Consider the following 20,388-nt stretch of genomic DNA (forward strand, 5'->3'; position numbering starts at 1 on the left):
GCATTATGTGTTTGGCCGCCTGTCTGACTACACCCGTCTGGGCGCAAGGCACCGCCAATGCCATTCAATCAGTATCGGGCTCTGTTCAAGGCGGGACCGAGGTCATCCGCATCGATTTGACGGAACCTCTGACTGCCGTGCCGTCGGGTTTTCAGATTCAATCGCCCGCGCGGATAGCACTTGATTTTCCCGGGGTCGGCAATTCCATGGGCCGGTCTGCGGTTGAACTCAATCTGGGAAATCTTCGTTCCGCCAACGTTGTTCAGGCTGGCGAACGAACGAGGGTGGTTCTCAACCTCAAGGCTTCCACAGCCTATACGGCGCAGATTCAGGGGAAATCCTTGCTAATCACCCTGGATCCTGTCAGCGTTGCCGCGCCATCAGCTGTTGCAGCTCCGGTTTTTGCAGAAAACCGCAATCGCGATACCTTGCCGCTCAAGGATATTGATTTCCGTCGCGGTACCGATACCTCTGGCCGTATCGTGGTTGATTTGGCCAACAATCAGGTGGGCGTTGATATTCGTCAGCAGGGGCAGACTTTAGTCGTGGAATTTTTGAAAACGGCGCTGCCTGAGGGTTTGCGCCGCCGCCTGGACGTCGCCGATTTTGGCACTCCCGTTCAAAGCGTCACCACTTCCCAGCTCGGAGATAAGGTCCGCATGGTGGTGGAGCCCAAGGGACTGTGGGAGCACAGCGCTTACCAAAGTGACAATCAATTTGTCCTGGAAGTACGGCAGCAAAAGGTGGATGAGTCCAAGTTGTCTCAAGGTCCGGGCTATACGGGGGAAAAACTTTCTCTTAACTTCCAGAATATTGAAACGCGTTCCCTATTGCAAGTAATTGCCGATTTCACCAACTTCAACATCGTGACGTCAGACAGCGTAACAGGCTCGGTCACTCTGCGCTTGAAAGATGTTCCTTGGGATCAGGCGCTCGACATCATCCTTCAGGCCAAGGGGCTGGGCATGCGCAAAACTGGGAACGTGTTACTGATAGCGCCCAAGGATGAGCTTGCGGCGAAGGACAAGCTGGACTTGGAATCTCGCAATGCGATTCAAACATTGGAATCTGTAAGGACTCAGTCTTTCCAGATCAACTACGCAAAAGCCTCGGAAATAGGTGCCCAGATTGCCGCAGGCGGCACCGGACCGAACAGCGCCAGAATCTTGTCCAACCGAGGCAGTGTAATTGCCGAGGCGCGGACCAATCAACTCTTTGTTACTGACATTCCCTCCCGGCTAGAGCAGGTACAGAGCTACATCGCCAAGATTGATGTTCCGGTACGGCAAGTTTTGATTGAGGCTCGGATCGTCGAGGCGCAGGATACATTTGGCAAATCATTGGGTGTCAGGCTGGGTGGGTTTCCAATCACAGTGAATGGAGACCGAAACTCGCAGTTTGGCCCCACCTACATATCGCCTAACTTTTCTCCAACCGACCCTCCCGTAATGGGGCGCAATTTCGGAACCACCGCGGGAAATTTTGTTAATTTGCCGGGCGCAGGTCAGAACGGCTTCCAAGCCGCCACTTTTGCCGTTTCACTCTTCAACTCTTCCCTGACGCGGCTATTGAATCTCGAAATTTCGGCAATGGAAGCCGACGGCAAAGGAAAGATCGTGTCCAGCCCTAGAATCGTCACGGCCGACCAAGTTAAAGCCTTGATCGAGCAGGGTACCGAACTCCCGTATCAGCAAGCCACCTCCAGTGGTGCAACCTCGATTGCCTTCCGGAAGGCTAATTTGAAGTTGGAAGTAACTCCGCAAATCACGCCTGAAGGCAACATCATCCTGAGCGTTGACGTGAACAAAGACAGCGTGGGTCGGTCGACTACCAACGGTTTTGCGATTGATACCAAGCATATTCAGACGCAGGTTCTTGTTGAGAACGGCGGAACAGTGGTGATTGGTGGCATTTTCGAGCAAACCGAGCGTGAGGACGAGACCAAGGTCCCATTACTCGGAGATATTCCAGCGATTGGCAACTTGTTCAAAACCCGCACACGTTCCGCTAATAAATCGGAGCTTCTGGTTTTCATTTCTCCGAAGATGATTTCGAATGGGGCGCCTTTGCGTTGAGCCAGAGGGGAGCTTGAGGCGGAGGCGCAGCGTTCTGGGCGAGAGCTTCGGCGCAACGGTTAGATTGCGTCGCCGCACCCGCCCTTTATCCCTGATGATTCTTTTCTACGCGCCAGCTTCTTTTGACTACACCTACCCATGTCGCCTTTGTGGGTCTCCCCGGCTCAGGAAAGTCTTCGGTAGGACGCCACCTCGCCCGACGGCTCGGGTGGGCCTTTCTCGATTCCGATCATGTCATTGAGCATCGGATCGGCCTGTCCATTCGCGAATTTTTCGAGCGCGAAGGCGAAGAAGCCTTTCGGGACCTGGAAGAGGCAGTCATTGATGAGTTGACTCTGGGCCCGCCAAGTGTTGTGTCAACCGGCGGTGGGGCAGTGCTACGCTCCGCCAACCGCCAACACTTAAAGCAGCGCACGCACGCCGTTTATCTGCACTCTCCACCCGAGGAAGTCTTTCGTCGCTTGCGGCATGACCAGAACCGTCCATTGCTGCAGGTCGCCGATCCGCTTGCGCGCCTGCGCGAACTGTATTCATTGCGTGACCCCCTCTACCGCGAGACCGCGAGATTTGTGATGGAAACGGGTCGTCCGTCGGTGGCGAGTCTGGTGAACGCTGTCGCGATGCAGCTGGAGCTGGCTGGTATCGTGCCAGCCACGCAGGGCTGAGCGCAGCTTTCCAAGCGGCGGTTTTCCCAGCTGTAAGGCCGCACTGCGAGGTGCGTGTGGCTGGCCAACATGCTGCAAAGAGCGTAGCCTCTACACTTGGGAGCATGCAACCAACATCCCTCTCAACGAACCTTCAGCAGGTATTCATTTCCCTTGGTGACCGTAGCTATCCCATCTCTATCGGTAGCGGCCTGTTGGCCAACCCAGCAACTTTTGACGGACTTGCATCCGCTCACACCGCATTGATTGTGTCCAACCTAACGGTAGCGCCTCTTTATGCTGCGCTGCTACAGGAGTCGCTGAAGAAGCACTACCAACGGGTGTTGCTCGTCAACCTCCCCGACGGCGAGGTGCACAAGGACTGGCTCAATCTTCAATTGATCTTTGACGCATTGCTTGAAAACGGCTGCGACCGCAAAACCGTGCTCTTCGCGCTTGGAGGAGGCGTGGTTGGCGATATGACGGGTTTCGCCGCCGCTTGTTACATGCGCGGGGTCCCGTTTGTGCAGGTACCCACCACCTTGCTGGCTCAGGTGGACTCATCAGTGGGTGGCAAGACGGCTATCAACCACCCTCTTGGGAAAAACATGGTGGGGGCGTTTTATCAACCGCAGCGGGTCATCTGTGATCTGGATGTCCTCACAACCTTGCCGCCGCGTGAGTTGAGCGCCGGGCTCGCGGAAATCATCAAGTACGGGCCCATCGCAGACATGGGCTTTCTCGATTGGATCGAGGCGAATATTGACGCTTTGTTGCGGCGTGATCGCGCCGCGCTGGCGCATGCCGTCCGTCGCAGCTGTGAAATCAAAGCCGCGGTCGTTGGTGAGGACGAACGGGAGGCGGGGCTACGGGCTATTCTGAATTTCGGGCACACCTTTGGGCATGCCATTGAGTCGGGCCTGGGCTATGGCGAATGGTTGCATGGCGAAGGTGTGGGTTGTGGCATGGTGATGGCTGCCCGCCTGTCGCAGGCCCTGGGTCTGGTTGATGCTAACTTTGTTGTCCGGCTTCGCACCTTGATTGGGCGCGCCGGCCTTCCGGTCGTGGGCCCCATTCTGTCGACTTCCGACAACGCGGGTCGCTACCTGGACCTGATGCGCGTCGACAAAAAGGCAGAGGCTGGTGAAATCAAGTTTGTAGTGATTGATTTGCCGGGCCGAGCTTCTGTGCGTAGCGCGCCCGACGCGATGGTGCGCAGCGTGATTGACGCATGTTGCGGTCAAGCTGGCAGCCTGTGATTGCTATAAAAACAATAGCTAACTTTGCCCGTCATAAAAGGGCGAGAAGGCGATTTGATGCCTAAGACTTGAACATGCTCGCCTCCTACGCTTGCGACCCGTCTCAATCGCGCGGTCGACGCCATCCCGAAGTGCCTGCGCCGACCCGTTCTGCTTTTCAACGGGATCGCGACCGGATTGTTCACTCCACTGCGTTTCGGCGTTTGGTGTACAAGACCCAAGTCTTCCTGAACCACGAAGGAGATTTGTTCCGGACGCGCCTGACACACTCGCTTGAGGTTGCCCAGCTTGGCCGTTCCATAGCCAGAACGTTGAATTTGAACGAAGACCTGGTCGAAGCCATCGCCTTGGCACACGACTTGGGCCACACGCCGTTCGGTCATGCCGGGCAGGATGCATTGAACAGTTGTCTGAAAGCTCACAACCCGGATAGCGCTGGCTTCGAGCACAACCTGCAGAGCTTGCGGGTGGTGGACATGCTGGAGGAGCGCTACCCGGAGTTCGATGGCCTGAACCTGTCATTCGAGACGCGCGAGGGCATTCTCAAGCATTGTTCGCGTCGCAACGCCCGGCGTATTGAGGCGATGGAACCAGGCGGCGTGGCGCGACGCTTCCTGGCATCGGCGGGTCCTGCAACTTCAGCAGTGGCCACCCAGCCCAGCCTCGAAGCCCAGTTGACCAATCTGGCAGATGAGATTGCCTACAACGCGCACGATATCGACGACGGCGTTCGCTCTGGCCTGTTGACGCTGGACCAGCTGGAAGAGGTCGATTTGTTTGATTACTACCGACGCGAGGCGCTCGCTCAGCACCCCGGTCTTCCCAGCCGGCGGCTGTTGTTTGAGGCCATACGCCGCATGTTGAGTGCGCAGGTCTACGATGTGATGGAAGCAACACGCGAATCCGTCCGTGATGCGGCTCCTCGCAGTGTCGAGGCAGTCCGGCATTGCCGGCCGCTCGTGGGGTTCAGCGCTGACATGGCCGCCAGATCCGCACGTCTGAAGAAATTCCTCCTTCAGAACCTTTATCGCCACCCGCAAGTGGCAGAAACAACGCAAACCGCTCAACAAATCGTTCGCGATCTCTTCGCAGCTTACATGGCTGACCCTGCGCAAATGCCCGAGGCGCATACCGCCCGTTTCGACAGGTTCGAAATCGAGTCGGGCACCAGCCCGGACCGCCTTCCCAAACCCGAGCGTGTTGTGGCGGACTATATCGCCGGCATGACGGACCGGTTCGCCTCCAAAGAGCACGAACGATTGCACGGACGGGTGGTATTTCCTCTGTAAGCCGCAGCTCGGTACGTCTCTCGATTAGGGAGGTCGCAGTGCTGGGATGTGGGGTTTACCCTGCTAGTTGCCGGTTGCCGGTTGCATAGCCTTATGACGCGTTAGCATTTACTGGCCTAGCATTTTTGACCCGCAAGGACTATTCTGCAGTCAGGCGTTCAATTTGTTACGAATGATGAATCCTGCAGTGCAGGCATTAATCGTGCTTGACGCATGTGAATCTTCAAGAGGTGTGTCATGAAACTAAATCGACGTGAAATTCTGGCCAGCGGATTGACGACAGCAGCCGTCCTCGCCAATCCCGCGGTATTTGCCCAGGCGGCCAAAGGTCCGCGCAAACTGGTCGTTGGGCAATCCGTTCCTCTGACTGGAGCTGCCGACCAGATCGGTCTTGCCTATCTCAACGGGGCCAAGCTGTACTTTGATGCGATCAACGCCAAAAATGGTGCGGCCGGTCACAAGATCGAGGTGAAGGCGCTGGACGATGGCTACAACCCAACCAAAGCTGCCGCAAACGCCAAGCAATTGGTGGACGAGGGTGTGGATGCACTGTTTGGTTTTGTCGGCACGGCCAGTTGCGATGCTGCATTTGCCGCCGCCAAAGCCAGCAATACTCTATTCTTCGCCCCCTTTGCTGCGTCCGATACGCTCCGCGATGCAGCCCTGAGCAATGTATTCCACGTCCGTCCCGCTCTTGCTGACGAGGCTTACAAAATGGCGCGACATTGCGCGACGCTCAATCAGGACCGCATTGCTGTCTTCGCCGAGGATGACGCCATGGGTCGTGCCGGCCTGGCCGCCGTTAATCAGGCGCTTGTAGACCTCAAGCGTCCTCCCATCGTTGCCAGTGCGTTTGCGCCCGTGAACAGCGCCAAGGTCGATGCTGCCGTCGCAACGCTGGTCAAAGCCCAGCCGCAGGCAATTATTCAGGTTAGCCTGTTCAATACTTCAGCCGCCTTCATTCGGGCGATGCGTAAAACAGGCTTTGCAGGGCAGTTTCTGAACTTTTCAGTGGTCGGGATCGATCCACTGTTCACTGCCTTGGGCAAGGAAATCGGCGGCGTGGTGATCTCCCAGGTCGTCCCTTCGCCACGAAGCGCGGGCACTCCCATCATCAAGGAATACCTTGATGCTGTGAACTTGACCGATCAGAGCCCGAGCTACGAAAGTGTCGAAGGCTATATCGCGGCGCGAACTTTTGCGGAAGGCGTCCGCCGCAGTGCAGCAGGCGGCGGTAGGGTCGATCGGTCCGGCCTGCAAAAAGCGTTTGAATCCATGACGGACTACGACGTCGGCGGCTTCCGCGTGAATTTGCGTGCCAAGAAGTACGAATCGGTGCGGCTGATTGACCTGGTCACCATCACGCCTGACGGCAAGGTGGTTCGCTGACGCTTTCACCTGGTAAGCGGGACGGGATGCAACACCGTCCGCGTCTTGCCCCCTGACATGAAATTGGGGTCGGATTCCATATATCATGGGCCGCCTTCCAGGCGTAACTCATGGCTCGCTTACCCCGACTGACACTTCCCGGCTATCCGCACCATGTGATTCAGCGTGGAAACAATCGGCAGGCCATTTTCGCAACCACGGCGGACTATCAGCTGCTTCTGGGGTTGCTGGAAGAAAACACCCGAAAATTCGGCGTGGCCCTGCATGCTTATGTGCTCATGAGCAACCACTTTCATCTTTTGCTTACGCCCGAGGCTGCGGATTCTGTGCCCCGGCTGATGCAGGCCGTCGGCCGGCGCTATGTCCGCTATTTCAACGACTCCCAGGCCCGCACGGGTACCCTGTGGGAAGGGCGTTATCGCTCGACTCTTATCCAGACGGAAACCTACCTGCTCGCCTGCATGGCTTATCTGGATCTGAATCCTGTAAGGGCGGGCCTTGTTGCCGAGGCGCGTGAGTATTCCTGGTCCAGTCACTGCAGTTACATCGGCTTGCGCACCGACAAGCTGGTGACGCCGCATCCGCTCTATTGGACGCTGGGAAACACGCCCTTCGCGCGTGAAGCGGCCTACGCCGAAATGGTGAATGGCGGGGTGTCAGCCACCCTGCAAAAGACGCTGACAGAGTCGGTCATGAGTGGCTGGGCATTGGGTAGTGACGATTTTGTGGCTGAGCTGCAAAAACATACCACTCGCCGCGTCGCCGAAGTACGGCCAGGTCGACCGATCGGTAAACGGCCTTAGATAGCTTGTGCGTGAGCTACATATTGGATGATTCAATCGGATTCAACATGTCCCTAATTTAATCAACGCTGGAGTTACGTTCAATTAATTGGAATCTGACCCCATTTAGTTTTCTTGGCATTGTTGTTGCACTGTTTTATGCTCGATGTCCCCGCGACAAAAATGAAACTTGGCAGAGCAGTGGGTGATGTTCTGCCTCTGACCAGGAGTGCGCCATGACCACGGCTGCTGAAATCAAACATTTCGAACAAAACGGCTTGTACAGCCCCGCCAATGAGCATGACGCTTGCGGCGTTGGTTTTGTCGCCCATATCAAAGGTCACAAAAGCCACGCCATCGTGCAGCAGGGCTTGAAGATTCTCGAAAACCTAGATCACCGCGGCGCAGTTGGCGCGGATAAATTGATGGGCGACGGCGCGGGCATCCTGATCCAGCTGCCCGACGCGCTGTATCGCGAAGAAATGGCCAAGCAGGGCGTCAGCCTTCCTCCTCCCGGAGAGTACGGTGTCGGCATGGTTTTCTTGCCGAAAGAGCACGCCTCGCGGCTGGCCTGCGAGCAGGCTCTCGAGCGCGCAGTCCGTGTCGAAGGGCAAGTTTTGCTGGGCTGGCGCGATGTGCCGGTGAACCGCGACATGCCGATGTCGCCGACAGTGCGCACAAAAGAACCCATCCTGCGCCAGATTTTTATTGGTCGTGGCAATGATGTGATCGTTCAGGACGCACTGGAGCGCAAGCTATATGTGATCCGCAAGACGGCCAGCGCCGCGATCCAGCGATTGAAGCTCACGCACAGCAAAGAGTATTACGTGCCCAGCATGTCCAGCCGTACCGTGGTGTACAAAGGTTTGCTGCTGGCTGACCAGGTCGGCACTTACTACATGGACCTGACTGACCCGCGTTGCGTGTCCGCCCTGGGCTTGGTCCACCAGCGCTTTTCGACGAACACCTTTCCCGAGTGGCCCTTGGCTCACCCCTATCGTTATGTCGCTCACAATGGCGAGATCAACACGGTCAAAGGCAACTACAACTGGATGAAAGCGCGCGAAGGCGTGATGTCTTCGCCAGTGCTCGGTGCTGATCTGCAAAAGTTGTACCCGATCAGTTTTGCAGACCAGTCCGACACCGCAACATTCGACAACTGCCTCGAACTGCTGACCATGGCCGGCTACCCGATCAGCCAGGCGGTGATGATGATGATTCCCGAACCGTGGGAGCAGCACACCACCATGGATGAGCGTCGGAAGGCGTTTTATGAGTACCACGCCGCCATGCTGGAGCCATGGGACGGTCCGGCTTCCATTGTGTTCACCGATGGCCGCCAGATTGGCGCAACGCTGGACCGCAATGGCCTGCGCCCCTCGCGCTACTGCGTGACGGATGACGATCTGGTCATCATGGCGTCTGAGTCCGGGGTACTGCCAATCCCTGAAAACAAAATCGTGCGCAAGTGGCGCCTGCAACCCGGCAAGATGTTCCTGATCGATCTGGAGCAAGGCCGCATGGTGGATGACGAAGAGATCAAGGCGACGCTCGCCCACAGCAAGCCCTACAAACAGTGGATTGAAAACCTGCGCATTCGCCTCGACGATGTGCGGGCCGCTACCGTGCCCGCACCGACCGATGGGCAGAAGATGGGTTCGGACGAAGCAAGCGCTACCTCGTCTTCCAGCTCGGGCCTGACCGAATCGCCTTCGCTGCTGGACCGCCAGCAGGCCTTTGGCTACACCCAGGAAGACATCAAGTTCTTGATGTCGCCGATGGCTGTTAACGGCGAGGAGGGCACTGGCTCCATGGGTAACGACAGCCCGCTGGCTGTGCTGTCCAACAAAAACAAGTCGCTTTACAACTACTTCAAGCAGTTGTTTGCCCAGGTGACCAACCCGCCCATCGACCCGATTCGCGAGGCGATTGTGATGTCGCTGGTGTCCTTTATCGGGCCCAAACCCAATTTGCTGGACATCAACCAGGTCAACCCGCCCATGCGGCTGGAGGTCAGTCAGCCGGTGCTCACGGTTGCCGACATGCTCAAGCTGCAGGACATCGAGACCCACACCCAGGGCAAGTTCAGAAGCTACACGCTGGACATCACTTACCCCTTGTCCTGGGGTCATGAAGGCGTGGAGGCCAAACTGGCTTCGTTGTGTGCTGAAGCCGTTGACGCGATCAAGAGCGGCAAGAACATCCTGATCGTCAGTGACCGTGCCATCAGCCCCACACAAATCGCCATTCCGGCGCTCCTGGCACTGTCGGCTGTTCACCAGCATCTCGTGAAGGAAGGCCTGCGCACCACGGCGGGGCTTGTGGTTGAAACAGGCTCGGCGCGCGAGGTGCATCACTTTGCCGTGTTGGCAGGTTATGGCGCTGAAGCTGTTCATCCCTACCTCGCCATGGAAACGTTGGCCGAGCTGTCGAAAAACCTGCCGGGTGACTTGAGCACCGACAAGGCTGTCTACAACTACATCAAGGCGGTCGGCAAGGGCCTGTCCAAGATCATGTCCAAGATGGGTGTCTCCACCTACATGAGCTACTGTGGCGCCCAGCTGTTCGAGGCGATTGGCCTGAACCGCGCGACCATCGACAAGTTTTTCACCGGTACTGCCAGCCAGGTCGAAGGCATGGGCGTGTTCGAAATCGCCGAAGAGGCCTTGCGAATGCACAAGGCCGCGTTCAGCGGCGACCCGGTGCTGGCCCACATGCTGGACGCCGGCGGCGAATACGCCTGGCGCGTACGTGGTGAAGACCACATGTGGACGCCTGACGCGATTGCCAAGCTGCAGCATTCCACACGTGCCAACAACTGGAACACCTATAAAGAATATGCGCAGCTGATCAACGACCAGAACCGCCGCCACATGACGCTGCGTGGTCTGTTCGAGTTCAAAATTGATCCGTCCAAAGCCATCCCGATTGATGAAGTCGAGTCGGCCAAGGAAATTGTCAAACGCTTTGCAACCGGCGCCATGTCGTTGGGCTCCATCAGCACAGAGGCACACGCCACGTTGGCCGTTGCCATGAACCGCATTGGCGGCAAGAGCAATACGGGTGAAGGCGGGGAAGATCCGAACCGCTATCGCCAGGAACTCAAGGGCATCCCGATCAGGCAGGGCGAAACCCTCAAGAGCGTGATCGGCGAAGGCGTGGTCGAGGTCGATTTGCCGCTGCAGGACGGTGATTCGCTGCGTTCCCGCATCAAGCAGGTGGCTTCGGGGCGTTTTGGCGTTACCGCCGAATACCTGGTGTCGGCAGACCAGATTCAGATCAAGATGGCGCAAGGTGCCAAGCCAGGCGAAGGCGGTCAGCTACCTGGGGGCAAGGTCAGCGAGTACATCGGTCAGCTGCGTTATTCCGTCCCCGGCGTGGGGCTGATTTCCCCGCCTCCGCACCACGATATTTATTCGATCGAGGATCTGGCGCAACTGATTCACGATCTGAAAAACGTGAACCCGCGCGCCAGCATCAGCGTCAAGCTGGTCAGCGAGGTCGGCGTCGGCACCATTGCTGCCGGTGTGGCGAAAGCCAAGTCAGACCACGTGGTGATTGCCGGGCATGACGGCGGCACGGGCGCTTCGCCCTGGTCGTCGATCAAGCATGCAGGCTCGCCGTGGGAGATCGGCCTGGCCGAAACCCAGCAGACCCTCGTGCTCAATCGCCTGCGCGGCCGCATTCGCGTGCAAGCCGACGGTCAGATGAAAACCGGCCGTGACGTTGTGATCGGCGCACTGCTGGGCGCGGACGAGTTCGGCTTTGCCACTGCGCCGCTGGTGGTTGAAGGCTGCATCATGATGCGCAAATGCCACCTCAACACTTGCCCGGTGGGCGTGGCAACACAAGACCCGGTGCTGCGTCAGAAATTCAGCGGCAAGCCAGAACATGTCGTCAACTATTTCTTCTTCGTGGCCGAAGAAGCCCGTCAACTCATGGCTCAACTGGGCGTGCGGAAGTTTGATGAATTGATTGGTCGCGCTGATCTGCTGGACACGCAAAAAGGTATTGAGCACTGGAAAGCCAGCGGTCTTGATTTCGGTCGTCTGTTTTATCAGCCGAATGTGCCCGCGGATGTGGCTCGGTTGCATGTCATGGAGCAGGACCATGCGCTGGAGAAAGCGCTGGATGTGCGCCTGATCGAAAAATCCAAAGCCGCGCTGGAAAAAGGCGAAAAAGTCCAGTTCATCGAAGTGGCTCGCAACGTCAACCGAACCGTGGGTGCCATGTTGTCGGGCGAACTGACGCGGCGTCATCCAGAAGGTTTGCCAGACGACACCTTGCGCATCCAGCTTGAAGGCACGGGCGGGCAATCGTTTGGCGCTTTCCTGGCCAAAGGCATCACCATGTACCTGATTGGCGACGCCAATGACTACACGGGCAAGGGCTTGTCAGGTGGTCGTATTGTGGTACGACCGAGCATCGATTTCCGCGGTGAGGCTGTGAAAAACACCATCGTGGGCAATACCGTGCTTTACGGCGCCACAACGGGCGAGGCCTTCTTCAGCGGTGTCGCCGGCGAGCGATTTGCGGTGCGCCTGTCGGGCGCTACGGCAGTCGTCGAAGGCACAGGCGACCATGGTTGCGAGTACATGACCGGCGGCACGGTTGTGGTGCTTGGCAAAACCGGCCGGAATTTTGCGGCGGGCATGAGTGGCGGCGTGGCTTATGTTTATGACGAAGACGGCCAGTTCGGAAAACGCTGCAACACAGCCATGGTGTCGCTTGAGAATGTCCAGCCGGCTGCGCAGCAAGAGGCGGGAGCCGAGCACGGACTCTGGCACGGCGGCAAGACCGACGAGGCGCAACTCAAGAAGCTGCTGGAAGACCACAACCGCTGGACCGGCAGCAAGCGCGCCCGTGAGTTGCTGGACAACTGGGCGGACGCGCGCGGCAAGTTCGTCAAGGTGTTCCCGATGGAATACAAGCGTGCGCTAGGTGAGATGGCTGCGAAGAAATTGGCCATTGGCACCCCTGCTAAAACGGCAGGCAAGGCGGCTGGCGCAAAAGCAGCCAAAGCCGCAGCTTAAACAAGAAGTATCTGGAGTAGCCTCATGGGAAAAGTCACCGGTTTCATGGAATACGAGCGCATAGAGGAGGGCTACAAGCCCGTGCCCGAGCGCCTGAAAAATTACAAAGAGTTTGTCATCGGCCTTGACGATGCGCAGGCCAACAAGCAGGCCGCCCGCTGCATGGACTGCGGCACGCCGTTTTGCAACAGCGGCTGCCCGGTCAACAACATCATTCCGGACTTCAACGACATGGTGTTTCGCGCTGACTGGAAAAGCGCCATCGACACGCTGCACAGCACCAACAATTTTCCGGAGTTTACCGGCCGCATTTGCCCAGCGCCGTGTGAGGCAGCCTGCACACTGAACGTCAATGACGAAGCGGTGGGCATCAAGTCCATCGAACACGCCATCATCGATCGTGCTTGGGCTGAGGGCTGGGTCAAGCCGCAACCGCCGCAGCACAAGACCGGCAAAAAAGTAGCGGTGGTCGGCTCGGGCCCGGCCGGCATGGCGGCTGCCCAGCAGCTGGCCCGCGTCGGTCACGATGTGACCCTGTTTGAGAAAAACGACCGCGTGGGCGGCCTGTTGCGCTATGGAATTCCAGACTTCAAGATGGAGAAGATACATATCGATCGCCGGGTCCAGCAGATGGAGGCCGAAGGGGTGACCTTCCGCACTGGCGTCATGGTTGGTGCCTCCAAAGACGCGCTTGGCAAGGATTCCAAAGTCACGAATTGGGCCAAGGAAACCATCACGCCTGAGCAACTGCAAAAAGACTTCGACGCTGTGCTGCTGACCGGCGGAGCCGAGCAGTCGCGTGACTTGCCGGTGCCCGGCCGTGACCTTGCCGGCATCCATTTCGCCATGGAATTTTTGCCACAACAAAACAAGGTCAATGCCGGCGACAAGCTCAAGAACCAGTTGCGCGCAGACGGCAAACACGTGATCGTCATCGGCGGGGGCGACACCGGCTCCGACTGTGTGGGCACCAGCAACCGCCACGGCGCAGCCAGCGTCACGCAGTTTGAGCTGATGCCGCAGCCCCCCGAAGAAGAAAACCGCCCGATGACCTGGCCTTACTGGCCCATCAAGCTGCGCACATCATCCTCGCACGAAGAGGGTTGCGAGCGCGAATTTGCAATCTCCACCAAAGAGCTGATGGGCGAGGGCGGCAAGGTCACGGGCTTGAAGACAGTGCGTGTCGAATGGAAAGACGGCAAGATGCAGGAGGTCGCCGGCTCGGAGCAGACCCTCAAGGCCGATCTGGTGTTGCTGGCCATGGGTTTTGTGTCGCCCGTTTCCGCAGTACTGGAAGCTTTTGGAATCGACAAGGACGCCCGGGGTAACGCCAAGGCAACAACCGACTTCATCGGCGGTTATGCAACCAACGTGCCCAAAGTCTTCGCAGCAGGTGATATCCGCCGCGGCCAGTCTCTCGTCGTCTGGGCGATTCGTGAGGGTCGTCAAGCGGCGCGGTCTGTGGACGAGTTTCTGATGGGCTACAGCGACCTGCCTCGCTAACGCGCGAAGCATCGAGACATCCGATGGTTGCTATATAAATCATAGCTAGTTGCGCCCGTACTGAATGGGCTAACTGGCCTTTTTGCATTTAAACGTCGGAAATCAGGCGGTTTGTTGCCTTGCGGGGGGCAGAACCCACGCGTCTCAGGCAAACCCCTTATCATTGGGCAATTGCAATCAAAGTCGGCATTCTCGGCCGGCTTTTTTCTTTCTCCCCATGCCTGATCGCGCGCCCTCCCTTGTTGAATTCAAAGATGTGACCTTCGCCTACCCAGGTGCCAGAGGCGATCGCGTGATTTTGAACAAGGTCACCCTGTCCGTGCCGCGTGGCAAGGTCACCGCCTTGATGGGGGCTTCCGGCGGCGGAAAAACCACGGTGTTGCGGCTCATTGGCGGCCAGCAGAAAACCGGAAGCGGCGAGGTTCTGTTTGACGGACAAGATGTCTCCCGGTTTGACCTGAACGCCATGTATGCGGCGCGCCGGCGTATGGGTATGCTCTTTCAGTTCGGCGCCCTGTTTACCGATTTGAGTGTGTTTGACAACGTCGCTTTCCCTTTGCGCGAACACACCACTCTGAACGAAGAATTGATCCGCGACATCGTTTTGATGAAGCTCAACGCGGTCGGGCTGCGCGGCGCGCAGGCGCTGATGCCCAGTGAAATTTCAGGGGGCATGGCCAGGCGCGTGGCTTTGGCCCGCGCGATTGTTCTGGACCCGGAACTCATCATGTATGACGAGCCGTTTGCCGGGCTGGACCCGATATCTCTCGGCACTGCCGCGAAACTGATACGCCAGCTCAACGACACCCTGGGCATCACCAGCATCGTGGTGTCGCATGATCTGGAGGAAACCTTCCGGATTGCCGACAAGGTCGTCATCCTGGCCAATGGCGGCATTGCTGCGCAGGGTACGCCTGATGAGGTGCGTCACTCCACCGATCCGCTGGTGCACCAGTTCGTCAATGCCCTTGCGGAAGGGCCGGTGGAGTTTCATTACCCCGGTCCTGCTGTTGCGGATGATTTCGGACAACAGCATGGCGGCAAAGGGCGGCGGTTATGAGCAAATTTGCACTCGGAGATCTGGTGTCAGACCTCGGATTTGCCACGCGCAGCAAACTTGCGGAGATGGGTTATGGCGCCCGTCTGATGTTTCGACTTCTGGCGTTAACCGGGCCCGCTTTTCGTCGTTTTGGTCTGATCCGCGACCAGATTTTCTTTCTGGGCAACTATTCCCTGGCCATCATCACCGTGTCCGGGCTGTTTGTCGGTTTTGTGCTGGGTCTGCAAAGCTACTACGCGCTGCAGCGTTATGGCTCGTCCGAGGCGCTGGGTTTGCTGGTAGCCCTGAGTCTGGTCCGTGAGTTGGGCCCGGTAGTCACCGCACTGTTGTTTGCCGGTCGGGCCGGTACCGCCCTGACAGCGGAAATTGGCCTTATGAAAGCCGGCGAGCAACTCTCGGCCATGGAAATGATGGCGGTTGATCCCGTGCGCCGCATTCTTGCTCCCCGATTCTGGGGCGGTGTGATTGCCATGCCCCTGCTGGCTGCGGTTTTCAGTGCGGTGGGCATCATCGGGGGCTGGGTTGTCGGCGTCCTCATGATTGGCGTCGACGCCGGCGCTTTCTGGAGCCAGATGCAGTCCGGTGTGGACGTCTGGCGGGACGTCGGCAACGGCGTCGTGAAAAGCTTTGTGTTTGGCGTTACCGTGACTTTTGTTGCCCTGTTTCAGGGTTTTGAGGCACAGGCGACGCCGGAAGGTGTGGCTCGCGCCACCACCCGTACAGTCGTGCTCGCCTCGTTGGCCGTCCTTGCGCTGGACTTTGTTCTCACAGCCCTCATGTTTAGCGTGTGATTTATGTCACGAAAAATATCCTCCTTTTCAATGCGAAAATTAGCTGCTTACACACTGGCCGGCGTTCGTTCAGGCCGGTGTCGTCCTGGGAATCCACATGCAACGCTCTAAAAATGACCTCTGGGTTGGCCTTTTTGTGCTGGCTGGTGCCGCTGCGGTTCTGTTTCTGGCCCTGAAGTCCGCCAATTTGCTGAGCTTGAATTTCGCAACTTCTTATCCCGTCATCGCGAAATTTGACAATATTGGGGGTTTAAAACCCCGCGCAGCCGTCAAAAGCGCAGGGGTTGTGGTTGGCAGGGTAGAAAATATTACCTTTGATGACAAAAGTTACCAAGCAAGTGTTAATCTGGCAATGGAAAGCCGCTATTTGTTTCCAAAGGACAGCTCGCTAAAAATACTCACGAGCGGTCTGCTGGGCGAGCAATATATCGGTGTTGAAGCCGGAGCTGACGAGAAAAATCTGGCGGCGGGCGATGTGATCAAGCAGACACAATCGGCCGTGGTGCTGGAAAACCTTATCAGCCAATTTTTATATAGCAAAGCGGCGGATACGACGGCAGCCCCCACGACTGCCCCACCGGCAGGAACGAGCGACAAGAAATGAAAACAACAAGTATCTCAATGAAACGGTCCGGCCTGTGGGCCGGCTTGCTGGTCCTTGCCATGTTGCAAGGATGCGCAACGGGGCCCAACCCCCGGGATCCTTTTGAACCATTCAACCGAAGCGTGTCCCGATTCAATGACGGGTTGGATGAGGCCATCGTCAAGCCGGTGGCCAAGGCTTACCAGGGCGTAGTTCCGTCTCCTGTGCGTACGGGTGTCAACAACTTTTTCGGAAACCTGTCGGATGTCTGGTCGTTTTTTAACAGCGTGTTCCAGCTCAAGCCGCTGGAAGCGAATGAGAGCTTGATGCGCGTAGGCGTCAACACCCTTTTTGGTATGGGTGGGGTGCTGGATGTGGCAAGCGAAATGGGGCTTGAGCGAAATCGCCAGGATTTTGGAAAAACGCTGGGTCGTTGGGGGGTAGAAACCGGTCCTTACCTCGTATTGCCGATTTTGGGTCCGTCAACTGTTCGCGATGCCTCCGCGCTGGTAGTGGACGCCAAGGGCGATTTGGTGATGCAACTGGACCATATCCGAACCCGCAATTCTCTCGCCGTTCTTCGCGGTGTTGACCAGCGGGCGACCGTGCTGCGAGCCGGCGATGTACTGGAACAGGCGGCTCTGGACAAGTACAGTTTTACCCGGGATTCGTACTTGCAGCGGCGGGGTGCCGTACTGGATGCCAACGGCAATAGCATTGCTAAAGGCGACAAACCTGAGGCCGAGGAGCGCTACGACCTACCCGAAGCGCCGGCAACCCCCCCCGCCAAGTAAAGAACATTTACAAGACCCGCCGAAAACTTCACCCGGCGAGGTGAACTGAGGCGTAAAACTGTCGTCCAATGAATGTCTTCCGCCGGTATGTGTATTGCATGCACCGATGGCAGGCATTTGTACCCCTCTGAAGGAAAATCATGAACCGTCGAATTTTTAGCCATGTTGTAGGCGCCTCGCTGACACTGGCACTGCTGGCCACCAGTTTTACCGTGCGCGCGGCTGATGAAGCGCCTGATGCGCTGATCAAGCGCACATCGAGTGAAGTCCTCGACAGCATCAAGGCTGACAAGTCCATCCAGTCTGGTGACGCGACGAAGATCATTGCACTGGTGGACGGCAAGGTCATGCCCCACGTGAACTTCACCCGCATGACGGCCGCTGCCGTAGGCCGTAACTGGCGCCAGGCAACGCCGGAGCAGCAAAAGCGCTTGCAGGACGAATTCAAGACTTTGCTGGTGCGAACCTATTCCGGAGCCTTGTCCCAGGTGAAAGACCAGACCGTGAATGTCAAACCGCTGCGCGCATCGCCTGCAGACACAGAGGTGCAAGTGCGTACGGAGATCATTGGTCGTGGCGACCCGATCCAGCTCGACTACCGGATGGAAAAAACGCCCACTGGCTGGAAAATCTATGATCTCAACGTGCTGGGCATCTGGCTGGTCGAAACATATCGCACCCAGTTCGCGCAGGAAATCTCAGCCAAGGGCGTAGATGGGCTGATCGCCGCACTGGCCCAGCGCAACAAGTCCAACGTCGAGAAGAAGTCCTGAGAATTTAGCCATGGTTCTGTTGCCCGGTGATCTCACGCATAACCTCGCAGCGCCAGCGATGCTGGCGCTCCAGGAGGCCATTGCCGGGGAGCCTGACGGTACGGTGGTGGTGGATGCAAGTTCACTCATAAACTTCGACTCGTCCGCGTTGGCAGTGTTGCTGGCTTGTCGGCGGGAAGTTTTGGCCAGGGGCAAGGCCTTCGCGGTGAAAAACCTTCACGGACGCCTGCGGCAACTGGCTGGAATGTACGGCATAGAGCCTTTATTGCCCGCAAACGCCTGATCGCTGCGATGGACGCAAAGTCCTTCTATGGCGCCTTGCGGGCGAGCCACAGCTTGACCCCTTAAAATAGCGGGCTCATGCCTGCTATTTCCTTCCAGTCCGTTTCCAAAAAATACCATAGCAAGCGCGGCCCCTCCGATGCAGGCGTCAAGGCACTCGATGAAGTGAGTTTTGACATTCAGCCGGGAGAGTTTTTCGGCTTGCTCGGGCCCAACGGGGCCGGAAAAACCACCCTGATCAGCATTTTGGCGGGACTCACGCGCGCCAGCAGCGGTCGTGTGCTGGTCCATGGCAGCGATGTGAGGGACGACTACGCCACTGCGCGCCGCAAACTCGGCGTGGTCCCTCAGGAACTGGTTTTTGACCCCTTTTTTACAGTGCGCGAGGCGCTGCGTATCCAGTCAGGGTATTTCGGCGTCAAAAACAATGACGACTGGATTGACGAGCTGCTGGCCAGTCTGGGTTTGAGTGACAAGGCGCATGCCAACATGCGGCAGTTGTCTGGCGGCATGAAGCGCCGCGTGCTGGTGGCACAGGCGCTGGTGCACAAACCCCAGGTCATTGTGCTGGATGAACCCACGGCCGGGGTAGACGTCGAATTGCGTCAAACTCTGTGGCAATTTATTGCGCGCCTGAACAAGCAGGGCAGCACTGTGCTGCTCACCACCCATTACCTCGAAGAAGCCGAGGCATTGTGCAGCCGCATCGCCATGCTCAAGCAGGGAAAAATGGTCGCCCTGGCGCAAACATCGGAACTGCTCAAGGCAGCCTCATCGAATGTCCTCCGCTTCAAAATTGATAGCGAACTTCCCAAAGCGATAGCGGACAAAGCCCGGATTACAGGCCGAATTGTCCAGCTACCTGCCCACAACGCACATGAGATCGAGCAGTACCTCAGCGCGATCCGTGAAGCAGGGTTGGTCGCCGAGGACGTGGAAATCCGCAAAGCCGATCTTGAAGACGTTTTCCTGGAAGTAATGGCCGAAAAAATCGGGACAGTACCAGGAGTTCAGGCATGACTGGCTGGCAGACGCTCTTCTACAAGGAAGTCCTGCGCTTCTGGAAAGTTGGTTTCCAGACGGTGGGGGCGCCCATCCTGACCGCCGTTATGTACATGCTGATTTTTGGCCATGTCCTGCAAGACCAGGTCAAGGTTTACGGCACGGTCAGCTACACGGCTTTTCTGGTGCCCGGCCTCGTGATGATGAGCGTGTTGCAAAACGCGTTTGCAAACAGCTCTTCTTCCCTCATCCAGAGCAAGATCATGGGTAGCCTGGTGTTTGTGCTGCTCAGCCCCTTGTCGCACTGGCACTGGTTTTTTGCTTATGTGGGCTCGTCGGTTGCGCGTGGATTGCTTGTGGGCGTCGGCGTGTTCGCGGTCACCGTCTATTTTGGTCAGCCCGCGTTTGAGGCGCCGGTGTGGATTGTGGTGTTCGCAGTGCTCGGAGCGGGCCTTCTGGGTGCGTTGGGACTGATTGCCGGGCTGTGGTCAGAAAAATTCGACCAGATGGCAGCGTTCCAGAACTTTGTCATCATGCCCATGACTTTTCTGAGCGGGGTTTTCTACTCCATTCACTCTTTGCCGCCGTTCTGGCAGACCATCAGCCGCTTCAACCCGTTTTTCTACATGATCGACGGCTTCAGGTATGGCTTTTTCGGCGTCAGCGATGTGTCGCCGTGGCTTAGCTTGGCGATTGTGGGTGGGGCCTTGTTGTTGATCAGCGGCCTAGCCGTGAACTTGCTTCGTATTGGCTACAAAATCAGGCACTGAACATATGGCCCCCACGCTTTTCACTTTGTGTAATACGCTGCCCCCCGAGGGGGCTCATTTTCCTTGGGGCGGCCCTGCGGGAAATTGCATGGCCCCCACGCTTTAAAAATATGACCAGCGAAGAACTCCAAACCATCATTGCCTCTGGCCTGCCCTGCGAACACATCGAGCTCACCGGCGATGGCCGGCACTGGTATGCCACCATCGTCTCCTCGCTTTTTGAGGGGCAGCGACTGATTCAGCGGCATCAACGTGTGTACGCGACGCTGGGCGGGCGCATGCATACGGACGAGGTGCACGCACTGTCCATGAAAACATTCACACCGGCCGAATGGGCCGTCAACCAAGCACAATAAGAA

At 57.5% G+C, this 20,388-nt stretch carries 17 protein-coding genes; all 17 read left to right on the top strand.

Annotation, left to right across the window (positions count from 1 at the left end; genetic code table 11):
• Window positions 1-5: 5 nt before the first annotated feature.
• The 17 genes from pilQ to VE934_RS05135 all read left to right on the top strand — a co-directional run bounded on the left by pilQ (window position 6) and on the right by VE934_RS05135 (window position 20,385).
• The gene (pilQ, locus tag VE934_RS05055) at window positions 6-2,075 is read left to right on the top strand and encodes a type IV pilus secretin PilQ (protein ID WP_324885275.1); all 2,070 of its coding nucleotides are present in this window, start codon (window positions 6-8) and stop codon (window positions 2,073-2,075) included.
• Between the two features lie 122 nt (window positions 2,076-2,197).
• Window positions 2,198-2,740 carry a shikimate kinase gene (locus VE934_RS05060; RefSeq protein ID WP_324884969.1) on the top strand — a complete coding sequence of 181 codons (543 nt, stop codon included), beginning with the start codon at window positions 2,198-2,200 and terminating at the stop codon, window positions 2,738-2,740.
• Between the two features lie 104 nt (window positions 2,741-2,844).
• Window positions 2,845-3,978, top strand: a complete 1,134-nt coding sequence (aroB, locus tag VE934_RS05065; protein WP_324884971.1) for a 3-dehydroquinate synthase — start codon at window positions 2,845-2,847, stop codon at window positions 3,976-3,978.
• 74 nt (window positions 3,979-4,052) lie between these two features.
• Window positions 4,053-5,267 carry a deoxyguanosinetriphosphate triphosphohydrolase gene (locus VE934_RS05070; protein ID WP_324884973.1) on the top strand — a complete coding sequence of 405 codons (1,215 nt, stop codon included), beginning with the start codon at window positions 4,053-4,055 and terminating at the stop codon, window positions 5,265-5,267.
• Between the two features lie 237 nt (window positions 5,268-5,504).
• On the top strand, window positions 5,505-6,656 hold the full coding sequence (locus VE934_RS05075; RefSeq protein WP_324884975.1) for an ABC transporter substrate-binding protein: 1,152 nt from the start codon (window positions 5,505-5,507) through the stop codon (window positions 6,654-6,656).
• A gap of 110 nt (window positions 6,657-6,766) precedes the next feature.
• Window positions 6,767-7,459: a transposase gene (locus VE934_RS05080; RefSeq protein ID WP_324884976.1), complete on the top strand. Its 693-nt coding sequence runs from the start codon at window positions 6,767-6,769 to the stop codon at window positions 7,457-7,459.
• A 215-nt stretch (window positions 7,460-7,674) separates the two neighbouring features.
• Window positions 7,675-12,471: a glutamate synthase-related protein gene (locus tag VE934_RS05085; protein WP_324884978.1), complete on the top strand. Its 4,797-nt coding sequence runs from the start codon at window positions 7,675-7,677 to the stop codon at window positions 12,469-12,471.
• A gap of 24 nt (window positions 12,472-12,495) precedes the next feature.
• On the top strand, window positions 12,496-13,974 hold the full coding sequence (locus VE934_RS05090; protein ID WP_324884980.1) for a glutamate synthase subunit beta: 1,479 nt from the start codon (window positions 12,496-12,498) through the stop codon (window positions 13,972-13,974).
• Window positions 13,975-14,191: 217 nt separating this feature from the next.
• Window positions 14,192-15,034 carry an ABC transporter ATP-binding protein gene (locus tag VE934_RS05095; RefSeq protein ID WP_324884981.1) on the top strand — a complete coding sequence of 281 codons (843 nt, stop codon included), beginning with the start codon at window positions 14,192-14,194 and terminating at the stop codon, window positions 15,032-15,034.
• A complete protein-coding gene (gene mlaE / locus VE934_RS05100; protein WP_324884983.1) occupies window positions 15,031-15,825 on the top strand; it encodes a lipid asymmetry maintenance ABC transporter permease subunit MlaE in 795 nt (264 codons plus the stop codon). Before VE934_RS05095 ends, mlaE begins: the two co-directional genes overlap by 4 nt.
• 97 nt (window positions 15,826-15,922) lie before the next feature.
• Window positions 15,923-16,429 carry an outer membrane lipid asymmetry maintenance protein MlaD gene (mlaD, locus tag VE934_RS05105; RefSeq protein WP_324884985.1) on the top strand — a complete coding sequence of 169 codons (507 nt, stop codon included), beginning with the start codon at window positions 15,923-15,925 and terminating at the stop codon, window positions 16,427-16,429.
• A complete protein-coding gene (locus VE934_RS05110) occupies window positions 16,426-17,202 on the top strand; it encodes an MlaA family lipoprotein (RefSeq protein WP_414693815.1) in 777 nt (258 codons plus the stop codon). The genes mlaD and VE934_RS05110 overlap by 4 nt, the downstream gene beginning before the upstream one ends.
• A gap of 140 nt (window positions 17,203-17,342) precedes the next feature.
• Complete coding sequence (locus tag VE934_RS05115) at window positions 17,343-17,975, top strand: ABC transporter substrate-binding protein (protein WP_324884989.1); 633 nt, start codon at window positions 17,343-17,345, stop codon at window positions 17,973-17,975.
• A gap of 10 nt (window positions 17,976-17,985) precedes the next feature.
• Complete coding sequence (locus tag VE934_RS05120; protein ID WP_324884991.1) at window positions 17,986-18,258, top strand: STAS domain-containing protein; 273 nt, start codon at window positions 17,986-17,988, stop codon at window positions 18,256-18,258.
• Window positions 18,259-18,335: 77 nt separating this feature from the next.
• Window positions 18,336-19,277: an ABC transporter ATP-binding protein gene (locus VE934_RS05125; protein ID WP_324884993.1), complete on the top strand. Its 942-nt coding sequence runs from the start codon at window positions 18,336-18,338 to the stop codon at window positions 19,275-19,277.
• A complete protein-coding gene (locus tag VE934_RS05130; RefSeq protein ID WP_324884995.1) occupies window positions 19,274-20,029 on the top strand; it encodes an ABC transporter permease in 756 nt (251 codons plus the stop codon). The genes VE934_RS05125 and VE934_RS05130 overlap by 4 nt, the downstream gene beginning before the upstream one ends.
• Before the next feature lie 110 nt (window positions 20,030-20,139).
• Window positions 20,140-20,385 carry a BolA family protein gene (locus VE934_RS05135; protein ID WP_324884997.1) on the top strand — a complete coding sequence of 82 codons (246 nt, stop codon included), beginning with the start codon at window positions 20,140-20,142 and terminating at the stop codon, window positions 20,383-20,385.
• Window positions 20,386-20,388 lie beyond the last annotated feature (3 nt).

Origin of the sequence: Polaromonas sp., from assembly GCF_035638815.1 — a bacterium.
In the GTDB taxonomy this organism is placed as follows: Bacteria; Pseudomonadota; Gammaproteobacteria; order Burkholderiales; family Burkholderiaceae_C; genus Polaromonas.